Annotated in this window: 17 protein-coding genes; 5 read left to right on the top strand and 12 right to left on the bottom strand. The window is 66.1% G+C overall.

What is annotated here, in order from left to right; all coding sequences use genetic code 11:
* Positions 1 to 195: 195 nt before the first annotated feature.
* On the bottom strand, positions 196 to 1,647 hold the full coding sequence (locus TPR58_RS05435) for an SPASM domain-containing protein (RefSeq protein ID WP_346245602.1): 1,452 nt from the start codon (positions 1,645 to 1,647) through the stop codon (positions 196 to 198).
* 410 nt (positions 1,648 to 2,057) lie between these two features.
* Here TPR58_RS05435 and TPR58_RS05430 point away from each other — a divergent pair, with 410 nt between their 5' ends.
* Positions 2,058 to 3,074 carry a zinc-binding dehydrogenase gene (locus tag TPR58_RS05430; protein ID WP_346245601.1) on the top strand — a complete coding sequence of 339 codons (1,017 nt, stop codon included), beginning with the start codon at positions 2,058 to 2,060 and terminating at the stop codon, positions 3,072 to 3,074.
* Position 3,075: 1 nt separating this feature from the next.
* Here the strand turns inward: TPR58_RS05430 and TPR58_RS05425 are convergent, their stop codons facing one another.
* From TPR58_RS05425 to TPR58_RS05385, 9 genes are all read right to left on the bottom strand, one after another.
* Positions 3,076 to 3,438 carry a c-type cytochrome gene (locus tag TPR58_RS05425; RefSeq protein WP_346245600.1) on the bottom strand — a complete coding sequence of 121 codons (363 nt, stop codon included), beginning with the start codon at positions 3,436 to 3,438 and terminating at the stop codon, positions 3,076 to 3,078.
* Positions 3,438 to 4,112 (bottom strand): hypothetical protein, encoded by a 675-nt coding sequence (locus TPR58_RS05420; RefSeq protein ID WP_346245599.1) that lies wholly within the window; start codon positions 4,110 to 4,112, stop codon positions 3,438 to 3,440. The genes TPR58_RS05425 and TPR58_RS05420 overlap by 1 nt, the downstream gene beginning before the upstream one ends.
* Before the next feature lie 121 nt (positions 4,113 to 4,233).
* A complete protein-coding gene (locus tag TPR58_RS05415; RefSeq protein ID WP_346245598.1) occupies positions 4,234 to 4,986 on the bottom strand; it encodes a GntR family transcriptional regulator in 753 nt (250 codons plus the stop codon).
* A gap of 87 nt (positions 4,987 to 5,073) precedes the next feature.
* Complete coding sequence (locus tag TPR58_RS05410) at positions 5,074 to 6,198, bottom strand: CaiB/BaiF CoA transferase family protein (RefSeq protein ID WP_346245597.1); 1,125 nt, start codon at positions 6,196 to 6,198, stop codon at positions 5,074 to 5,076.
* Positions 6,195 to 7,121, bottom strand: coding sequence for a hydroxymethylglutaryl-CoA lyase (locus tag TPR58_RS05405; RefSeq protein WP_346245596.1), 927 nt, complete (start codon positions 7,119 to 7,121; stop codon positions 6,195 to 6,197). Before TPR58_RS05405 ends, TPR58_RS05410 begins: the two co-directional genes overlap by 4 nt.
* Positions 7,118 to 7,738: a 3-isopropylmalate dehydratase small subunit gene (gene leuD / locus TPR58_RS05400; RefSeq protein WP_346245595.1), complete on the bottom strand. Its 621-nt coding sequence runs from the start codon at positions 7,736 to 7,738 to the stop codon at positions 7,118 to 7,120. Before leuD ends, TPR58_RS05405 begins: the two co-directional genes overlap by 4 nt.
* A complete protein-coding gene (locus tag TPR58_RS05395; RefSeq protein WP_346245594.1) occupies positions 7,735 to 9,138 on the bottom strand; it encodes a 3-isopropylmalate dehydratase large subunit in 1,404 nt (467 codons plus the stop codon). The genes leuD and TPR58_RS05395 overlap by 4 nt, the downstream gene beginning before the upstream one ends.
* The gene (locus TPR58_RS05390; protein ID WP_346245593.1) at positions 9,128 to 9,628 is read right to left on the bottom strand and encodes a DUF3598 domain-containing protein; all 501 of its coding nucleotides are present in this window, start codon (positions 9,626 to 9,628) and stop codon (positions 9,128 to 9,130) included. The genes TPR58_RS05395 and TPR58_RS05390 overlap by 11 nt, the downstream gene beginning before the upstream one ends.
* Position 9,629: 1 nt before the next feature.
* Complete coding sequence (locus TPR58_RS05385; RefSeq protein WP_346245592.1) at positions 9,630 to 10,991, bottom strand: alpha/beta hydrolase; 1,362 nt, start codon at positions 10,989 to 10,991, stop codon at positions 9,630 to 9,632.
* An 84-nt stretch (positions 10,992 to 11,075) separates the two neighbouring features.
* On the opposite strand from TPR58_RS05385, the gene TPR58_RS05380 reads away from it, so the two are divergent.
* The 4 genes from TPR58_RS05380 to TPR58_RS05365 are packed head-to-tail and all read left to right on the top strand — an operon-like array spanning position 11,076 to position 15,004.
* Entirely contained in the window at positions 11,076 to 11,765 is a 690-nt protein-coding gene (locus tag TPR58_RS05380) for an isochorismatase family protein (protein WP_346245591.1), read from the top strand.
* Positions 11,758 to 12,654: a polysaccharide deacetylase family protein gene (locus TPR58_RS05375; protein WP_346245590.1), complete on the top strand. Its 897-nt coding sequence runs from the start codon at positions 11,758 to 11,760 to the stop codon at positions 12,652 to 12,654. Before TPR58_RS05380 ends, TPR58_RS05375 begins: the two co-directional genes overlap by 8 nt.
* Positions 12,651 to 13,565: a polysaccharide deacetylase family protein gene (locus TPR58_RS05370; protein WP_346245589.1), complete on the top strand. Its 915-nt coding sequence runs from the start codon at positions 12,651 to 12,653 to the stop codon at positions 13,563 to 13,565. Before TPR58_RS05375 ends, TPR58_RS05370 begins: the two co-directional genes overlap by 4 nt.
* On the top strand, positions 13,562 to 15,004 hold the full coding sequence (locus TPR58_RS05365) for an aldehyde dehydrogenase family protein (RefSeq protein ID WP_346245588.1): 1,443 nt from the start codon (positions 13,562 to 13,564) through the stop codon (positions 15,002 to 15,004). The genes TPR58_RS05370 and TPR58_RS05365 overlap by 4 nt, the downstream gene beginning before the upstream one ends.
* On the opposite strand, the gene TPR58_RS05360 is transcribed toward TPR58_RS05365, so the two are convergent.
* Positions 15,001 to 15,732: a DUF3108 domain-containing protein gene (locus TPR58_RS05360; protein WP_346245587.1), complete on the bottom strand. Its 732-nt coding sequence runs from the start codon at positions 15,730 to 15,732 to the stop codon at positions 15,001 to 15,003. The genes TPR58_RS05365 and TPR58_RS05360 overlap by 4 nt on opposite strands.
* Positions 15,732 to 16,094, bottom strand: coding sequence for a hypothetical protein (locus tag TPR58_RS05355; protein WP_346245586.1), 363 nt, complete (start codon positions 16,092 to 16,094; stop codon positions 15,732 to 15,734). Before TPR58_RS05355 ends, TPR58_RS05360 begins: the two co-directional genes overlap by 1 nt.
* Between the last annotated feature and the right edge of the window lie 39 nt (positions 16,095 to 16,133).

The raw sequence follows: 16,133 nt of genomic DNA, 5'->3' as shown, positions 1-16,133 counted from the left end.
GCCAAGGATCGCCAGGTCCAGCCCAGGCGGCGGAAGGAGCAACCGTTCCAAAATCGTGGGCACAGCGTCACAATGCAGCGATGACCCGGCGAGTAACGGCGGCCTGAAGTTGAGCCGGACTGCCATGTACCTTCATCAGCGGCGACTGATGACGATGCGGCCTCTGCCGCGTCCTGTCTTACCGCTTCGACGGGATCAGGCGTAGGCAGGAATTGTCACATCGGCACGACACCGGACGCAGGTCGAATAGTCCGTGTGCCTGTCCTGCTGGAAGGCTTCGACCATCTTCAGCCTGCGTTCGTCCTGCAGCAAGCTGTCCATGGATTGCTCATTGGCGTTGCCAATCGGTACTTCGCGGGAAAAATCGTTGCAGCAGGCCACGACCGTTCCATCGCAGTCGATCGTCAGATTGTCGAACAGATCGGTCGAGCAACGGATCGGCTTCGGATCGAACGCGAGCCGGTCGAACGCACTCTGGTCACGCGCGCAACGTGACGACAGGGGTGTGAACACGACGCTCACCGCACCGCGTTCAAGGAAATGGGTTTGCAGGGCGGCCATGTCGTGTCGGTTGGCTCGGCTGACCGGTATGGTTACCTGTGCCCGCCCGGCGAAATTCTGCATGATCATGTCCAGTTTGGTTTGGGTCCGCTCCATGCGGAGCGGCGCCATCAACTGGTCATAGACATCGGGCTTGAGCGATTCGCAGTGCAGGTTGATGGTCGTGACCAGGTCGATAAGCTCGGCGTGTTTCTTACGATCATATGCGGCGCCGTTGGTATTGATGACCAGCGGTATGGCCGGCAGATTCGCTCTGACATATTTCGCCCGTTCCACCACGTACGGATCGACCAGCCCGTCTCCGAACAAGCCGAAAATGACGCCTTCGACGATTGGCAGCCGACTGTCCCTCAAGCCGTCGATGATCCGACGAAAGAGCGGCATCGCCATGGGGATTCTCGGGACGTGCGCAGTCTCTGCCTTGCCCGTGGGACAATGAACGCAGGAAGCGTTGCACAGTCCGGTGGTCCCGATCGTCACGAAGTGAAGCCTATCGACATGGGTCCGGTTACGCGGACTCACCGCCAGTGCCATTCGCGCGATCTCCGGATCATCCGGCCTCAGGACCATCGCCTGTTCAAGCAGCATCCGAGCCTTCTCGCGCTGATTGACTGTTCTAAAAAACCCGGCGGCCTCTGACAGGACCTGGGCGTCGTCGGGTGAAAGGTCGCAGGCGCGAGAAAATACATCTGCCGCCAAGTCGGCCTTGCCCAGTCGGACCAGACAATGAGCGGTGCACAACAACTCCCGCCCTCGCGCGGCAACGCCATCGCAACTGGCGCGCAACCAGGGGCGCGCCGCGTCATAGTGCCCAAGTTCCATCAGACTGGCGCCGATATGACCGGTGACGTTCGCCTGCCCGGGAGATATCCGATCGGCCAGTTTGAACCAGAAAAGCGCGGCGCCGTGCTGTTCCCTGGCGCGCAATCTATGACCACGCTTGCTTGCAAGAGATGCCACCGGACGGGCAGCCGGGGTGAGCAAGGGTGTCAGGCGGCTCGATCGATCACCTTGCATTTCATACTCCCCACCGCGCGGCCATGTACTTGCAATGACATGCAGGCAATACTGGCTGTCGAACGCCAATAATGCGCTACACCCCTTTCGATCCGAAGAACTTCTAAACGATGTCGCACATGGTGTCGATAATGTCGGATCGCGGAAAACTACTCATACTTTGCGGGCGGCCGATTTAAGAGACGAAGTTACGGTCGCCTACGCCCGGTTTCAGAAGAGACTTCACTCTTTGCAATCAATTAGCCATGCTCCACGCACCGGTTGATAGGAAGATTTAGGCGTTGCTCGCAATTCGCCGCAGGCTGGGGCTGTGCTAGCGTTGCTCCCTCGTCCGGACCAGTGCGCGCGACAGGTCGCCCATCAAGCGCTTCTCGGTGGCTGCCATCCCGAACCTTCCGGAAACAGAAACGGCTTGCCCGGCCGGCATTGCCTGATATGTCCGGACAACTTTAAGTGTTTCGCGACGTTGGAGGTCAAGCATGTTGGAAGACGAGGCAACCTATCAGGCTCTCCAGATCGTCGAGTTCGCTCCCACATTTCGCGAATCGTCAAAGCTGATCACACTGCCCGTGGTCACGCCTGGTCCGGGCGAGCTGCGCGTTCGCAACCGGATTTGCGGCATCAACGGCATTTTCGATACGCAGATCGCCCGCAATGCGGTGGACTATATCACGATCCCCCTGCCCAGCTTCTGTGGCGTCGAGGCGATTGGAACGGTGGAGGCCGTCGGCCCGGATGTCGAAGGGTTCGCGGTCGGCGACCCGGTCGCCACCACCCGGTTCGGACGCGGCTATCGCGAGATCAGCATCGCGCCTGCGACAGAGTTCGTTCCCGTTCCCGCCGCCACCGCCGACATCCTGACGCTGGTCACCACCGGGGTCTCCGCGCTGCTGGCGCTGGAACATATCGGCGAGGTTCGCGATGGCGATACCGTCGCAATCTCGGCTGCTGCCGGAGGACTGGGCCATCTGCTCGTCCAGCTCGCGCTGCTGCGCGGCTGCACCGTGATCGGCGTGTGCGGTGGAGGACGAAAGGGCGAGATGCTCAAGCGGCTGGGCGTGCATCGCGTCATCGACTATCGGACCGAGGATCTCGACGCGGTGCTGCGTGCGGAATATCCCAAGGGCCTCAACGTCGCGCTCGACAGCGTCAGCGGCGGCATCTTCGACGCCTTCCTCGCCAATATGGCGCCGCACGGGCGGCTGGTCGTATCGGGCGCGGCGCAGGATCTGGACGGCAAGCCGGAAATCGTCTCCGCGCCCCGTATCGCGCACTCGATCTACTATAAGGGCGTGTCAGTGCGCGGGTTCATGAACGGGTTGCTGACCGACCTGTGGCCCGCCGCACGCGAGCGGCTGTTCGCGTTGTACGAGGCCGGGAAGATCGAGGTCGTCCGCGACGACAAGCCGTTCCAGGGGATCGGCGACATTCCCGACGCCGTCGAATGGCTGCTCTCGGGGCGGTCGATGGGCAAGGTCCTCGTCGACCTGGACTGACCTACTGAGCGGTGAGCGCATCGACGATGCGCTTACGCTGCGCCGGGTCCGGTACGCGCGTCATCATGCGCGTACCGGGGATGACTTTGCCCGGATCGGCAAGAAAACCGTCCAGCGTTTGCGGGGACCAGGTGATTCCGCTGGCCTTCAGCGCCGGCGAATAGGCATAGTCCGGTAAAGCGCCCGCGCGTCGTCCGACGATGCCGGAGAGAGCCGGGCCCGATCCCCGCGCACCGTCCGCCGACAGGCTGTGACATGCAGCACATCCCGACAGGGCGACGTTGCCCGTGTCGGCCGCCCCTGGCGCCGAAGGCGTGCCGCAGGCGGATAGCGATACCGCAGCGGCAAGCGCCAGCCAGCGCATCAAAACGGCTTCACCGACCCGATATAGGCAGTGGCGAGCAGCAGCGCGTACACCGTCCAGACCCAGATCCGCGTACGGTTCATCGTGCGCAGCAGCGGGACTTCGGTCGCGTCGCTCGATCCTTCCCGGATCAACCGGACCAGGAGCGGACCCACCGGCTTGAACGCCACGTCGATCATGATCGCGGCGGCGAAGATCACGCCGAACAACAGCGCCTTCGCGGCCAGCCAGACGTCCAGAAGCGGACCCTGCCCTGCCAGCGACAACCCGCCCAGCCCGAGATAGAAGAGCGTCAGGCCGATCTTGAGCACGAACTCGATCCGGCGGTCGCGCGCGGCACGCGGCGTCTGGTCATGAAGGTGCGCGTCCCAGACCAGCCAGATCCAGAATGCACCAACCGCCCAAGCCAGCACGAGCAGCCACTGGGGCACGGCCCAGAAGCCACCCATCGCGACGACGGAGAGGCTGACCGGCACCATCAGCGCCCATGCCGTGCGCGGGACCATGTCGACCTCGACCAGCAGCTTCAGCAGCGCCAGCCGCTGATCGAGCGTATAACTCTGACGCTTGCGGAAATGCTGGCCGAGCACGAACACGCCGACATCGGCGCCCAGCCACAGGACGAACAGCAGCAGGTGCACGAACACCAGCGAGGGATAGGCATATACGCTCAAGGCAAGCTCCCGGCCGTCACATTTGTCCGGACAACTTAAGCAGAGCGATCTGGTCTGTGCAACCGCTTCCGGTACCGCAGCCAAGAAAGAAGCTGCATCGCGATACCGGTAGCGCCCCCTGCTAGCGGTCGCTCTCCATATGCATGGAATAGGCGAAGCGCTCGCCGGGGTGATAGCTGGCGGAGATCTCGTACAGCCGATCCTCGACATCATAGTAGCAGCGCAGGATTCGCAGGCAGGCGCTGCGCCGCTGGACCTGCAGCAATACCGACATCTCGGCGCTTGCCGAGACCGCCTGGATATCCTGCGTGATCCGGCCGACCCGAACGCCGCCGAACTGCTCGATCTGGCGGAACAAGGTGCTCTGGTTCAGGTCGAACGATCCCACCACGTCCGCCAGCCGGCCATGGACGAAGGCATCGGTGACGGCGATCGGCAGGTCGTCCCCCGACCGGAGACGGGTTCCGCGGAACCGGAACCATTTCTCGTTCGCAGGAGAATCGATTTCCTCGGCGATCTTGCGCGGCAGCCGCGAGGCGCCTTCGGCGGTGAAGGTGATCGAGGTATCCTGGGCATATTGCAGGATCTCGCCGACGTTCGACAGCGGCTGGTGCAGCGTTCCGCCCCGTGCGGCAGCGGGGCGAACGACCGTGCCAGACCCGCGACGTCGCGCGATCAGGCCTTCCGTCTCCAGCCGGCGCAACGCCTCGCGCACGGTGAACCGGCTGATGCCATGGGCCTTGCACAGGTCGCTCTCGGTCGGAAACTGATCGCCGGGCGAAAGCTCCCCCGACAGGATTGCAGACCGCAACGTTTCGGCAACTTGCAGATAGCGCGGCGGCGCCTTCCCCCGGGCGATAGCATCGCGGATCACATCCTGCTCCAATGACTTAGGTGCCCTTGCGTAGGCCCCGCACCGTCATGGCGCAGATGCCAGCGCCGGACAATGATCAAGCGACGATCAGCTGATCATACTGCGGATTACTTGGTCATCCGCGCCAGGTTCGGGCAATGTCGCAGCCCGGCCAAGCCGGCGTCCGGCCATCTCGATCGGAAGCGCGGGCAGCCGCGTCTCGCGCCCGTCGGGCAGCGTGACCTGCTCGAGCCCGCCGGCGGCGAGGTGCGGATCGTCGAACATATCCTCGGGCCGGCCGATCGGCGCGAAGGGCAGGCCCGACCCCTCCAGCCGAGCGATCACCTCGTCGCGGGTGAAGGTCGCGATCAGCGTGCGAATCCGCGGCAAGATCCGGTCGCGCGCCAGCACCCGATCATTGTTGCGCCGCAGCCCCTCGTCCGCCCACAGATCGTCGAGGCCGAACAGCGTGCAGAATTTCTGCCACAGCGCATCGGTGACCACGCCGATGAAGACCGGATCGTCCCGCGTCTCGAACACGTCGTAGATCGCCCATGCCGAGACACGCGCCGGCATCGGCGCCGCCGCCTTTCCGGTCACAGCGAACTGGGCCATGTGCTGGCCGACCAGATAGGCGGTGGTCTCGAACAGCGACGATTGCACCTTCTGACCGTTTCCGGTGCGGTGACGCTCCTCGACCGCGGCCAGGATCGCGATGACGCCGAACATGCCGCCGGTCACGTCGATGACGCTCGATCCGGCACGCAGCGGGCGCCCCGGCGGCCCGGTCATATAGGCGAGCCCGCCCATCATCTGCGCCACCTCGTCCAGCGCGGTGCGGTTTTCATAGGGGCCCGGCAGGAATCCCTTCAGCGAGCAATAGACGAGCCGCGGATTCACCTGCGCCAGCGCATCATAGCCCAGGCCGAGCCGGTCGAGCGCGCCAGGCCGGAAATTCTCGATCAGGATGTCGGCATCCTCGACCAGGGCACGCGCCGTCGCAATGCCGTCTTCGGACTTGAGATCGAGGCAGATGCTCTGCTTGTGCCGGTTGTACATCGGGAAATAGCCCGAGCCCGACCCGAGCAGGTTGCGCGTATGATCGCCGCCGATCGGCTCGATCCGCACCACTTCGGCACCCAGCGACGCGAGAATCGCACCAGCGGCGGGACCCATCACCATGTGGGTGAACTCGACCACCGTCAGCCCGGCGAGCGGCAGCGGCGCGCTCATGCCGCGCGCCGATCGAGATCGAGCGGAAGGCCGGCGTCGGGGGTGAAGCCGTAAAGCGGTTCGCCGGGAAGTGCAACCGCGACGATCTCGCGCACCTTCATCAGCGCATCCAGGTCGATGCCGGTGTCGTACCCCATCGCGTGCAGCATGAATGCCAGGTCCTCGGTCACGATATTGCCCGATGCACCGGGCGCGAACGGGCAGCCGCCCAGGCCGCCCAGCGACGCGTCGAGCGTGGTGATGCCTTCGTCCAGTCCCGCCAGCGCGTTGGCGAGGCCAAGGCCGCGGGTATTATGCAGGTGAAGGCTGTTGAGCCGCTCGTCGCCGACAGCAGCCTTCACGCGGCGGACCAGGCGACGCACCTGCGCCGGATCGGCATAGCCGGTGGTGTCCGACAGGCAGACCTCGACCGCCCCCGCCTCGATGGCCCGGCCGGCGAGTTCGACGACCTTGTCCTCGGGCACCGCACCTTCGATCGTGCAGCCGAATGCGGTCGACAGCCCGACCTCGAAATGAACGGGGCGGTCGGCCGGCGCGCCGGCGACCAACGCCGCGATCGCGCGAATCTCGTCGATCATCTGGTCATGGCTGCGGCGGACATTCTTCAGGCTGTGCGTTTCGGAAGCCGACAGCGGAATCGAGAGCTTTCCCGCCCCAGCGGCCAGCGCGCGCTCCGCACCCTTGAGGTTGGGGACCAGCACCGCGACGGCGAGGCCGGGGATGGTGTTGGCATAGGCGACCAGCTCGGCGGTATCGCCCATCTGTGGAAGCAGGCTTGCCGGCACGAAGCTGCCCACCTCGATCTCGCGCACGCCGGCCGCCGCCTCTGCGGCGATCCACGCCTTCTTCGCCTCGAGCGGCATGATGCGATCGATGCTTTGCAACCCGTCGCGCGGGCCGACTTCGCTGATGAGAATGGTCATGGGTCCTGCCTAAGATAGATCCAGGGTCGCGCCGCCCGGTCGGCGGCGTGGAAGGTGTCGATCGCCGTGCCGTACCGCTTCGTCAGGTCGATGCCGTCCAGTCCCTCGGCAAGCATCGCCTTGGCTTCGGCATCGATGTCGAACGCGAAGCGCGAACCGCCCGCCTCGACCTGCTGGGCCAGCAAATCCACGACGACGGGCCCGTCCACCTGCGCGACGCGCTGAACTGCCGCCTCGTTCAGCACCACGGGAACGATACCGTTGCGGATGCAATTGCCGCGGAAGATCGGCGCGAAGCTGGGCGCGATCACTGCGCGCACGCCATATTCGTGGAGTGCCCAGACGGCATGCTCGCGACTGGAACCACACCCGAAATTCTCGCCCGCCAGCATGATTGGCGCATGGGTGTAGTGCGGGTCGTTGAGCACGAAGCCGGCGACGGGATCGCGTGTTCCGGGCGCGGTGTAGCGCCAGCCGGCGAACAGTCCGTCCGCCAGCCCGGATTTGCCCACGCCCTTGATCTCGCGCGAGGGGATTATCGCATCGGTATCGACATTGGCGCGCAATAGCGGTGCGGCGACACCCTCGACGCGCGGAACGGGCGGGAAGGCGGTCATCGCGATAGCTCCCGCGGATCGGCGATGCGGCCGGCAATGGCACTGGCCGCCACGGTTTCGGGACTGGCGATATGGGTGCGGATACCGGGCCCCTGCCGGCCTTCGAAATTGCGATTTGTCGACGAGATGACGCGCGAACCGGGCGCGAACCCCTCGCCGCCGGCATAGAAGCACAGCGAGCAGCCGCTCATCCGCCATTCGAAACCGGCATCGACGAAGATGCGGTCGAGACCTTCCGCCTCGGCCGCGCGGCGGACGGCGGATGATCCGGGGACGACGAGCGCCTGGAGCCCGGCGGCGACCCGGCGTCCTTTCACCAGCGCCGCTGCGCGCCGCAGATCGCCGATGCGGCTGTTGGTGCAGCTGCCGATGAAGGCGGCATCGATCGGCAGCGCGTCCAGCGGCTGGCCGGGGGCAAGCCCCATATAGTCGATCGCACGGGCATAGCCGTCGGCGCCAAGGCCGCTTTCGCCCTGCCCCGGCACGCGGCCATCGACCCCGACCGCGCTTTGCGGGCTGGTACCCCAGCTGACCATCGGCACGATCGCGCCTGCGTCGATCACGATCTCGCGGTCGAAGCGTGCGCCGGGATCGGTCTTCAGCTCACGCCAGGCGGCCACCGCGGCGTCCCATTCGGCCCCGCGCGGCGCGAACCGCCGGCCGTGGAGATAGTCGAACGTCACCTCGTCCGGCGCGATGAACCCACTCATCGCGGCGAATTCGGTCGCCATGTTGCACAGGGTCAGTCGGCCTTCGATATCCAGCGCCCGCACCGCATCGCCCGCGAATTCGATCGCATCGCCCTCCCCCCCGCCCGCGCCGTGACGGGCAATCAGGGTCAGCGCCATGTCCTTGGCGGTGACGCCGGGCGCGAGCGCTCCTTCGAACGTCACGCGCGTCGCGCGCGGCCGAGTGAGGCGCAGCGTCCCCGTCGCCATGGCATGTTCGGCCTCGGTCGATCCGATGCCCCAGGCGAGCGCGCCAAGTGCGCCCTGACTGCAGGTATGGCTGTCGGGACAGACGAGCGTCGCACCCGGCAGCACGATGGCGAGTTCGGGCGAGATGACGTGGACGATCCCCGGGTCGGGAACGCCCACGTCGAACAGGCGGATTCCGGCGGCCCGCGTTTCCTCACGCGTGGCGGACAGGAAGCTGTCGCCCCCCGGCACGAGCGTGCCCGTCCGGCCGTGCCGGGTGTCGACGATATGATCGGTCACCGCAAACACCCGGGCCGGATCGACGACGGCGCGGCCCGCCGCGGCGAGCGAGCGCAGCGCCACCGCCCCGGTGCGTTCGTGCAGGAAGATCCGGTCGATCGCGATCAGGTCCTCACCGTTCAGGCGCGCGACGCGGTGCTGTTCCCACAGCTTGTCGAACAGGGTGCGCGGTTCAGGCTGCACTCTTGGCCATCTCCGCCTCGATCCCGCGCCAGTCGCGCGAGACGAGCCGCTCCTCGATCGAGGTGCGGGTTTCGATCCGGCCGCCGCGGATCCAGTGCCAGGTTCGGCAGCGATAGGTGCCGTCGTCGGAGATCTGGATCATCTCGTAGAGATAGAGATCGGGATCGCCGGTTCGCTGCCAATAGAGCATCAGCGTGCGATTCTTGTCGTCGAGCGCGACTTCCGCCGCCCAGCCCACGATCAGCTCGTTGTCCCACCAGATGCGCCCGTCGCGATATTCGGCGGGGAAATCGCGGATCTCGGTGCGGCCGTCGTCCCAAGTATAGAAATTGGTCTGGTGATAGGGGTTGGGCGAGTCCTCATCGACTCGGCACAACAGGCGCGACTTGTGCTCGTCGATCTTCTGGCCGGCGGCATCGTAATAGATATAGACACCGTCCCACACGCCTTCGTGACGCGCGAGCAGCGGCATGGCTTCGCGAATTCCCATGTCATTCCTCCATTTGACGACGAGCGATCAGCCATTCGCGCGCAGCGCTCGACCGGATCAGCGCGCGATGTTCGATCGCGAGGCGATCGGGTGCGACATCGGCCGGGTCGAAATCGACCGCGGCCCCAGCCTCCGCCGCGTACCAGGGCGAAAAGAAGTGGCCTGCGCGCACGATCGACCAGGCCCGCGTCAGATAGGCGCCGAAGCGGTCGGGATCGAGCGCGGGGAACAGAAGTTCGGGATCGCCCTGCGGCGCGGCCTCATAAGCGATCTCGCTCGCGTCCAGCGCCCGCGCTGCCGTCTCGATCACGTCTCGCCATGGCGCGGCCTCACTTGGTGGCACGTCCGGCCAGGGATCGGACAGGCCGTGGCCGGGCAGGTCGATCGCAAGCGCGGCATCGCGCACCAGTTCCAGCGCGCGGCCGGGACCGTGCACCGTCAGCGTGGCGCCGCGCGCGCCCTTCCAGTGGATCAATCCGTCGAAGCCGGCCGCGGCGACATGCACGAAGCCTTCGTCGACCGCTTCGCCCAGGTGATCCGGGCCCGCCACGGCATGATGCGCGACATGCTCCAGGCTCTCGCGCTGATGCTCGGCCGGGGTGGCCACCTTGCGCGCGGTCCAGTCGGGCGGAAGCGTGCCGAGCCGGTCGATATGGTCCTGCAGCGGATCGCCGGCATAGGCACTGATCAGCACCGGCGCAGTCGGCTCGCCCGGTGCCGGAATGTCGCGCGCCGCACGCAGCACCGCTCCATAACCTGTCCGATAGGCGTCGCCCGAATCGAGAAGGTCGCGAATCGTCGAATCGACGCGGGCCGGGTCGGCATGCGCCACCGACATGCGTGTCGCCGGCTCTACCGCGAACCAGGGGAAGAACCAGGTCTGCTCCAGAATACGGTTCCATGCCCAGGTCAGGTGCTCGCCATAGGTCAGCGGGCGGAACGGTGGCAAATAGCCTTCGGAAAAGATCCTGCGCTCCGACTCGGTCCAGATCGCATAGCCGCCGATCGCCAGCGCGGTGAACCTGGCGGGGTGCCGCTTCAGCGCATTGACCAGGATGATCCCGCCGGAGTGGAAGCCATAGGCGGCGACCCGGTCGATCCCGATCGCGTCGAGGAACGCGACCAGCGAGTCGGCGAAGGTCTCGATCGGCGCCTCAGGATCGTCGAACGGATCCGACCGGCCGAAGCCGGGCGTATCGGGTGCGATGCAGGTGAAGCGACTCGACCAGTCGCGCATCAGCGGCTCGTACTCGGCCGAGGACCGTGGGCTCTGATGCACCATCAGCAGCACCGGGCCGGTGCCCGAGCGGCGATAATGGACGCGGCGGGAGCCGACATCGACGAAGTGGCGGGTGATCGTCATGCGCCCAACTTGTCCGGACAAATTCAACTAGACAAGCCCTTTTCGTGTCGTGCATGTTCGCGTCCACCGAATTTGGAGGCGCAGATGGGCGAGATCGTTGGCACCCGCATGGTCGAGGACGGCCGGACGGCACGAGAGATCTTCGACGCGGTCATGGCCAATCCGTCGCGGGCCAAGTTCGGCTTCGGCGAGAAGCTCGCGATCGTGAATGTCGATTTCCAGAACGCCTATACCCAGATCGACGAGTTCAAGACCGCCTACGAGACGGATCCGCGACAGATCGAACATACCAACACGATCTCGCGGCTGGCCCGGGCATGCGGCATGCCGGTGATCTGGACGCATGTCGCCTATATGGACGATGGCAGCGACGCGGGTGTCTGGGGCACCCGCACCGACACGCCCGACAGCCTGCAGAACATCAAGGTCGACAGCCGCCGCCACGCGTTCGACGATCGCTGCGAGATCGATCCGCGCGATGCGGTCTATACCAAGCGCATGCCATCGGCCTTTTTCGAAACGCCGCTGCAGAGCCTGCTGGTGTGGCACAAGGTGGATACCGTGATCGTGACCGGCGGCTCCACATCGGGCTGCGTGCGGGCAACCGCGGTCGACAGCCTGAGCCGGGGATATCGGACGATCGTCCCGATCGAGACCTGCGCCGACAAGCATGCGAGCTATCACTTCGCGAACCTGACAGACCTGCAGCTCAAATATGCCGATGTCGAGCCGGTGCAGACGGTCATCGACTGGCTGGAGGCGCGTCGTGACTGAGGCACAGCGGACGGACCCGCAACTGTACGAGTTCCAGCGCTATCGCGACCGGCCGCGCATCGTCTGGCCGGGCGGCAAGAGCGTCGCGGTCTGGGTCGCGCCGAACCTGGAATATTACGAGATCGACCCGCCCACCAATCCGCATCGCAAGAGCTGGACGAAGCCGCACCCCGATGTGGTCGGCTATGGTCACCGCGACCATTCGAACCGGGTATCGCACTGGCGCATGGCGGAGGCGATGAGCCGCCACGGGTTTCCCGGATCGGTGTCGCTCTCCGTCGCGCTGTGCCAGCATCACCCGGAAGTGGTCGAGGATGCCGCGGAGCGCGGCTGGGAGTTTTTCAGCCACGGCATCTACAATACCCGCTATGCCTATGGGATGGACGAGGCGCAGGAGCGCGCCATCATCGAGGATTCGATCGCGACGGTGCAGGCGGCCACGGGCCAGCGGATCCGCGGCTGGCTCGCCCCAGCACTGACGCACACGCCGGCGACGCTCGACCTGATCGCCGAATACGGCCTCGATTACACCTGCGACCTCTATCATGACGATCAGGTCGGCGAGGTGAAGGTCAGGAACGGGAGCCTGGCCTCGATCCCCTACAGTCTCGAGGTCAACGACCATTACGGCTTCTTCGTCTACAACATGTCGCCTCGCGACTATGCCGACACGCTGATCCGCCAGTTCGAGCGGCTGGCGGCCGAAGGCGAGCGATCGGGAACGGTGATGTGCATTCCGCTGCACGCCTATCTGATCGGCCAGCCGCACCGGATCGGTGCGTTCGAACGCGTGCTGGAGCATATTGCAGCCGACGGCCGCGCCTGGGTCGCACGCGCGGGCGAGATCGTCGACGCATGGCGCGCCCAGCAGTCGGGAGATGCCGCATGAGCCTGGACCCAGCCTATCTCACCTATCCGAAGCGCCGGTACGGCTATGATCACAACCTGTACCCCTGGTCGGCGATCCAGGAGCGTCCGGCACTGCGCTGGCCGGGCGACAAGGGGGTGGCGTTGTGGTTCTGCGTCAGCCTGGAATGGTTTCCGCTGACGCCCGGCGATACGCCGTTCCGCGCACCGGGGCACATGGTCACGCCCTATCCCGATTATCGCCACTATACCGCACGCGAATATGGCACGCGGGTCGGCTTTTACCGGCTGCTCGACGCCTTCGCCAAGGCAGGCGTGACTGCGTCGATCGCAACCAATTCGGCGATCGCAGAGCGCTACCCCAAGATCATCGCCGACATCGTCGCCGCGGGGCATGAAATCGTCGCCCACTCGACCGACATGAACGGCACGATCGCGAGCGGCCTGCCAATCGAGGACGAACGCGCGCTGATCGCCACGTCGCTCGACACGATCGAGCGGGTCTCGGGCATCCGTCCCAAGGGCTGGCTGTCGATCGCCCGCTCGCAGAGCTGGAACACGCCCGAGCTGCTGAAGCAGGCCGGGCTCGGCTACATGTGTGATTGGGTCAATGACGAGCTGCCCTATCGGTTCGCCAACGGCGTGGTGAACCTGCCGCTCAATCACGAATTGTCCGACCGGCAGGTGATCGCCGTGCAGCAGCAATCGGCCGACAGCTATGCCGAGCAGCTTCGCGATGCGTTCGACTGGCTGGCGCGGGAGGCGGGCGACCAGCATGCCCGGCTGCTGCCGATCCACCTCACGCCCTATATCTCCGCCCTGCCCTACCGGATCGATGCGATCGAGGCACTGATCGCCGACCTTGCGAACCGTGCCCAGGCATGGGTCGCGCCGGGCGGCGCCATCGTCGAGGCGTGGGAAGCACAACGGTGAGGACCCTGCCCGTCCGCAACCCGCGTACGGGCGAGCAGGACTATCGCATCGCGCCGCTCGATGCGGATGCCGTGGCGTCGCGGGCGGCGACATTGCGCGCGGGGCAGCCTCGCTGGGCTGCGCTCGACCCATCCGCCCGCGGCGCGGCACTGATGGCGCTGGCCGAGGCGATCGGACGCCGCCGCGAGGCACTGCTGGCGGCCCTCTGCGCGGACACTGGGCGACGCGCGATTTCCGCACTGGAGATCGACGGCGTCATCGGGATGCTGAACCGGTGGGCCAGGCAGGCGCCCGAGACGATCGGCCGGCATTCGCCCGCGACCCGTCCGAGCGCGATGACCGGCATCACCCTTTCGACGCGGCTGCGTCCCTATCCGCTGGTGGGCATCATCAGCCCGTGGAACTTCCCGCTGACGCTGGCGATGATCGATGCGATCCCCGCGCTCGCCGCCGGTTGCGCCGTGCTGGTCAAGCCGTCCGAAGTGACGCCGCGCTTCATCGCGCCGATGATGGACGCGATCCACGACGTGCCCGGGCTGAGCGACGTGCTTGACGTGGTCGAAGGCGATGGCGCGACCGGCGCGGCAATCGTGTCCGTCGTCGACATGATCGCCTTCACCGGATCGGTCGCGACCGGCCGCAAGGTCGGCGAGGCGGCTGCGCGCGCATTCATCCCCGCCAGCCTGGAACTGGGCGGCAAGGATCCGATGTTGGTGCTGGACAGCGCCGATCCGGATTGGGCCGCGCAGGTGGCGCTGCGCGCATCGGTCGTGAACACCGGGCAGGCCTGCCAGTCGATCGAGCGGGTCTATGTGGCGCGCTCGCTCTATCCGCAGTTCCTGGCCGCGCTGACGGCTGCCGCCGCCGCGACGCGCCTGAACGCCGACGCGATCGACCGGGGCGAGATCGGTCCGTTCATCTGCGCGAAGCAGGCCGCGATCGTGCAGCGGCAGATCGACCAGGCCGTCGCGGCCGGCGCCCGCATCATGACGGGCGGCGCGGTGGAGACGCTGGGCGGCGGGCTCTACCTGCGGCCCACCGTTCTGGTCGACGTCACCGCCGACATGGAGGTGATGCGCGAGGAAACCTTCGGGCCGGTCATTCCGGTCATGGCGTTCGATGGCATCGACGACGCCGTGAGGCTGGCCAATTCGGGCAAGTTCGGCCTGTCCGCCGCGGTCCTGGCAGGCAGCGCGGAAGAAGCCGAGGCGGTCGCCGCGCGGCTCGACGCAGGCGCAGTCTCGATCAACGACGGTGCGCTGACATCGATGGTTTGGGACGCGGAGAAATCGAGCTTCGGCCTGTCCGGCCTGGGCCCCTCGCGCATGGGCGAGGCGGGGCTGATGCGCTTCTTCCGCAAGCAGGCGCTGATCCGGCAGACGGGAGGGGCCCTGCCCCTCGCCGCCTACTCGGAAGAAGCGCTGGGCCAGCGCCCCTAGCGGTCGAGTTCGACCAGTTCGTACCAGGTCTGCATATATCCGCTCACGCCGCCCTGGACGAAGATCGTGTCCTTGTCGGCGGTGACCCACAGGTCGTAGTGCGGGTGCGTGGTTCCGCCCATGCCGCTGTCGGAATCATCGACGAAGCGGAAGTGGCGGCAGTCGAATGTGCCTGCGGCGGTCGTCACCGTTTCGTCGCCGACATATTCAAGGTCGATCTTGACCTCCACCGCCATCGGCGGGGTGGCGCCGCGGTGATCGGGCGACGGCAGATAGGCGCGGATCGTGCGGCGGTGCGGGCCCCTGGAGACGTCCATGCACCGCGTCGTGAACGCGTCGGCGATGATCGGATGCGTCCCCATCCCGTCGATCGGCCCGTCGAACGCAACCGTCTGCGACAGGCGTCCGATGCTCGGCCCATAGCTTTCGCACTCGATCGTCCCGCCGTCGGGTCCGGCCGTCACGTTGAACCAGCCCGACCCCATGAACGCATCGCCCACCGTGAGGTGCACGTGCAGGTTGCGCGGCGACCCGTCGGGACCCACCGAATAGACGATGTCGCGCAGGACGGTCGGCGCCGGTTCCTCGATCTCGCACTGGGCGCGCAGGACGGTCGATCCGTCTCCATGATGCGTGAAGGCGAACCATTCGCGACCACGTTCCTGGTCGAGCATCTCGGGCTTCTTGGAGGTGTAGCGGATTTTGCCGCGGACCTGACGGTGGGGCATCATAGTTTCTTCAACTCCTCACTGACCTGTTCTACCGGCTTCTCCTCGACCGCCGTCGCCTCCATCGCCTGCTGCACGCCGCGCATGACGCGGGCGATATAGGCCTTGGTGGCGATGCCGCGCTCTTCCGCGGCGGTGCGATCGGGGACATAGGTTTCGATGTCCTCGCGCGTCACGACGCCCTTCGCCTCGAGCAACCGCTCCAGCGTGTCGCCGCGCTGCCGCTGGACCGCGACTTCGCCCACCAATGCCATCACGATCGACAGCAGGCGGTCGACGGCGGGATCGTCGAAATAGTCGGGTCGCTTCCCCTTGGCGCGCTTGCCCGCCAGGGTGATCCAGTCGATGGGGTCGTCGCTCACATCAATCTCCTGCCGTCCGCGCCACTGCACGCGGACGAT

The sequence above is a fragment of the Sphingomonas rustica genome, assembly GCF_039652585.1.
Taxonomy (GTDB): Bacteria; Pseudomonadota; Alphaproteobacteria; order Sphingomonadales; family Sphingomonadaceae; genus Sphingomonas; species Sphingomonas rustica.
The sequence above is the reverse complement of the archived record's forward strand: the minus strand, read 5'-3'. Positions and strand labels throughout refer to the sequence as shown.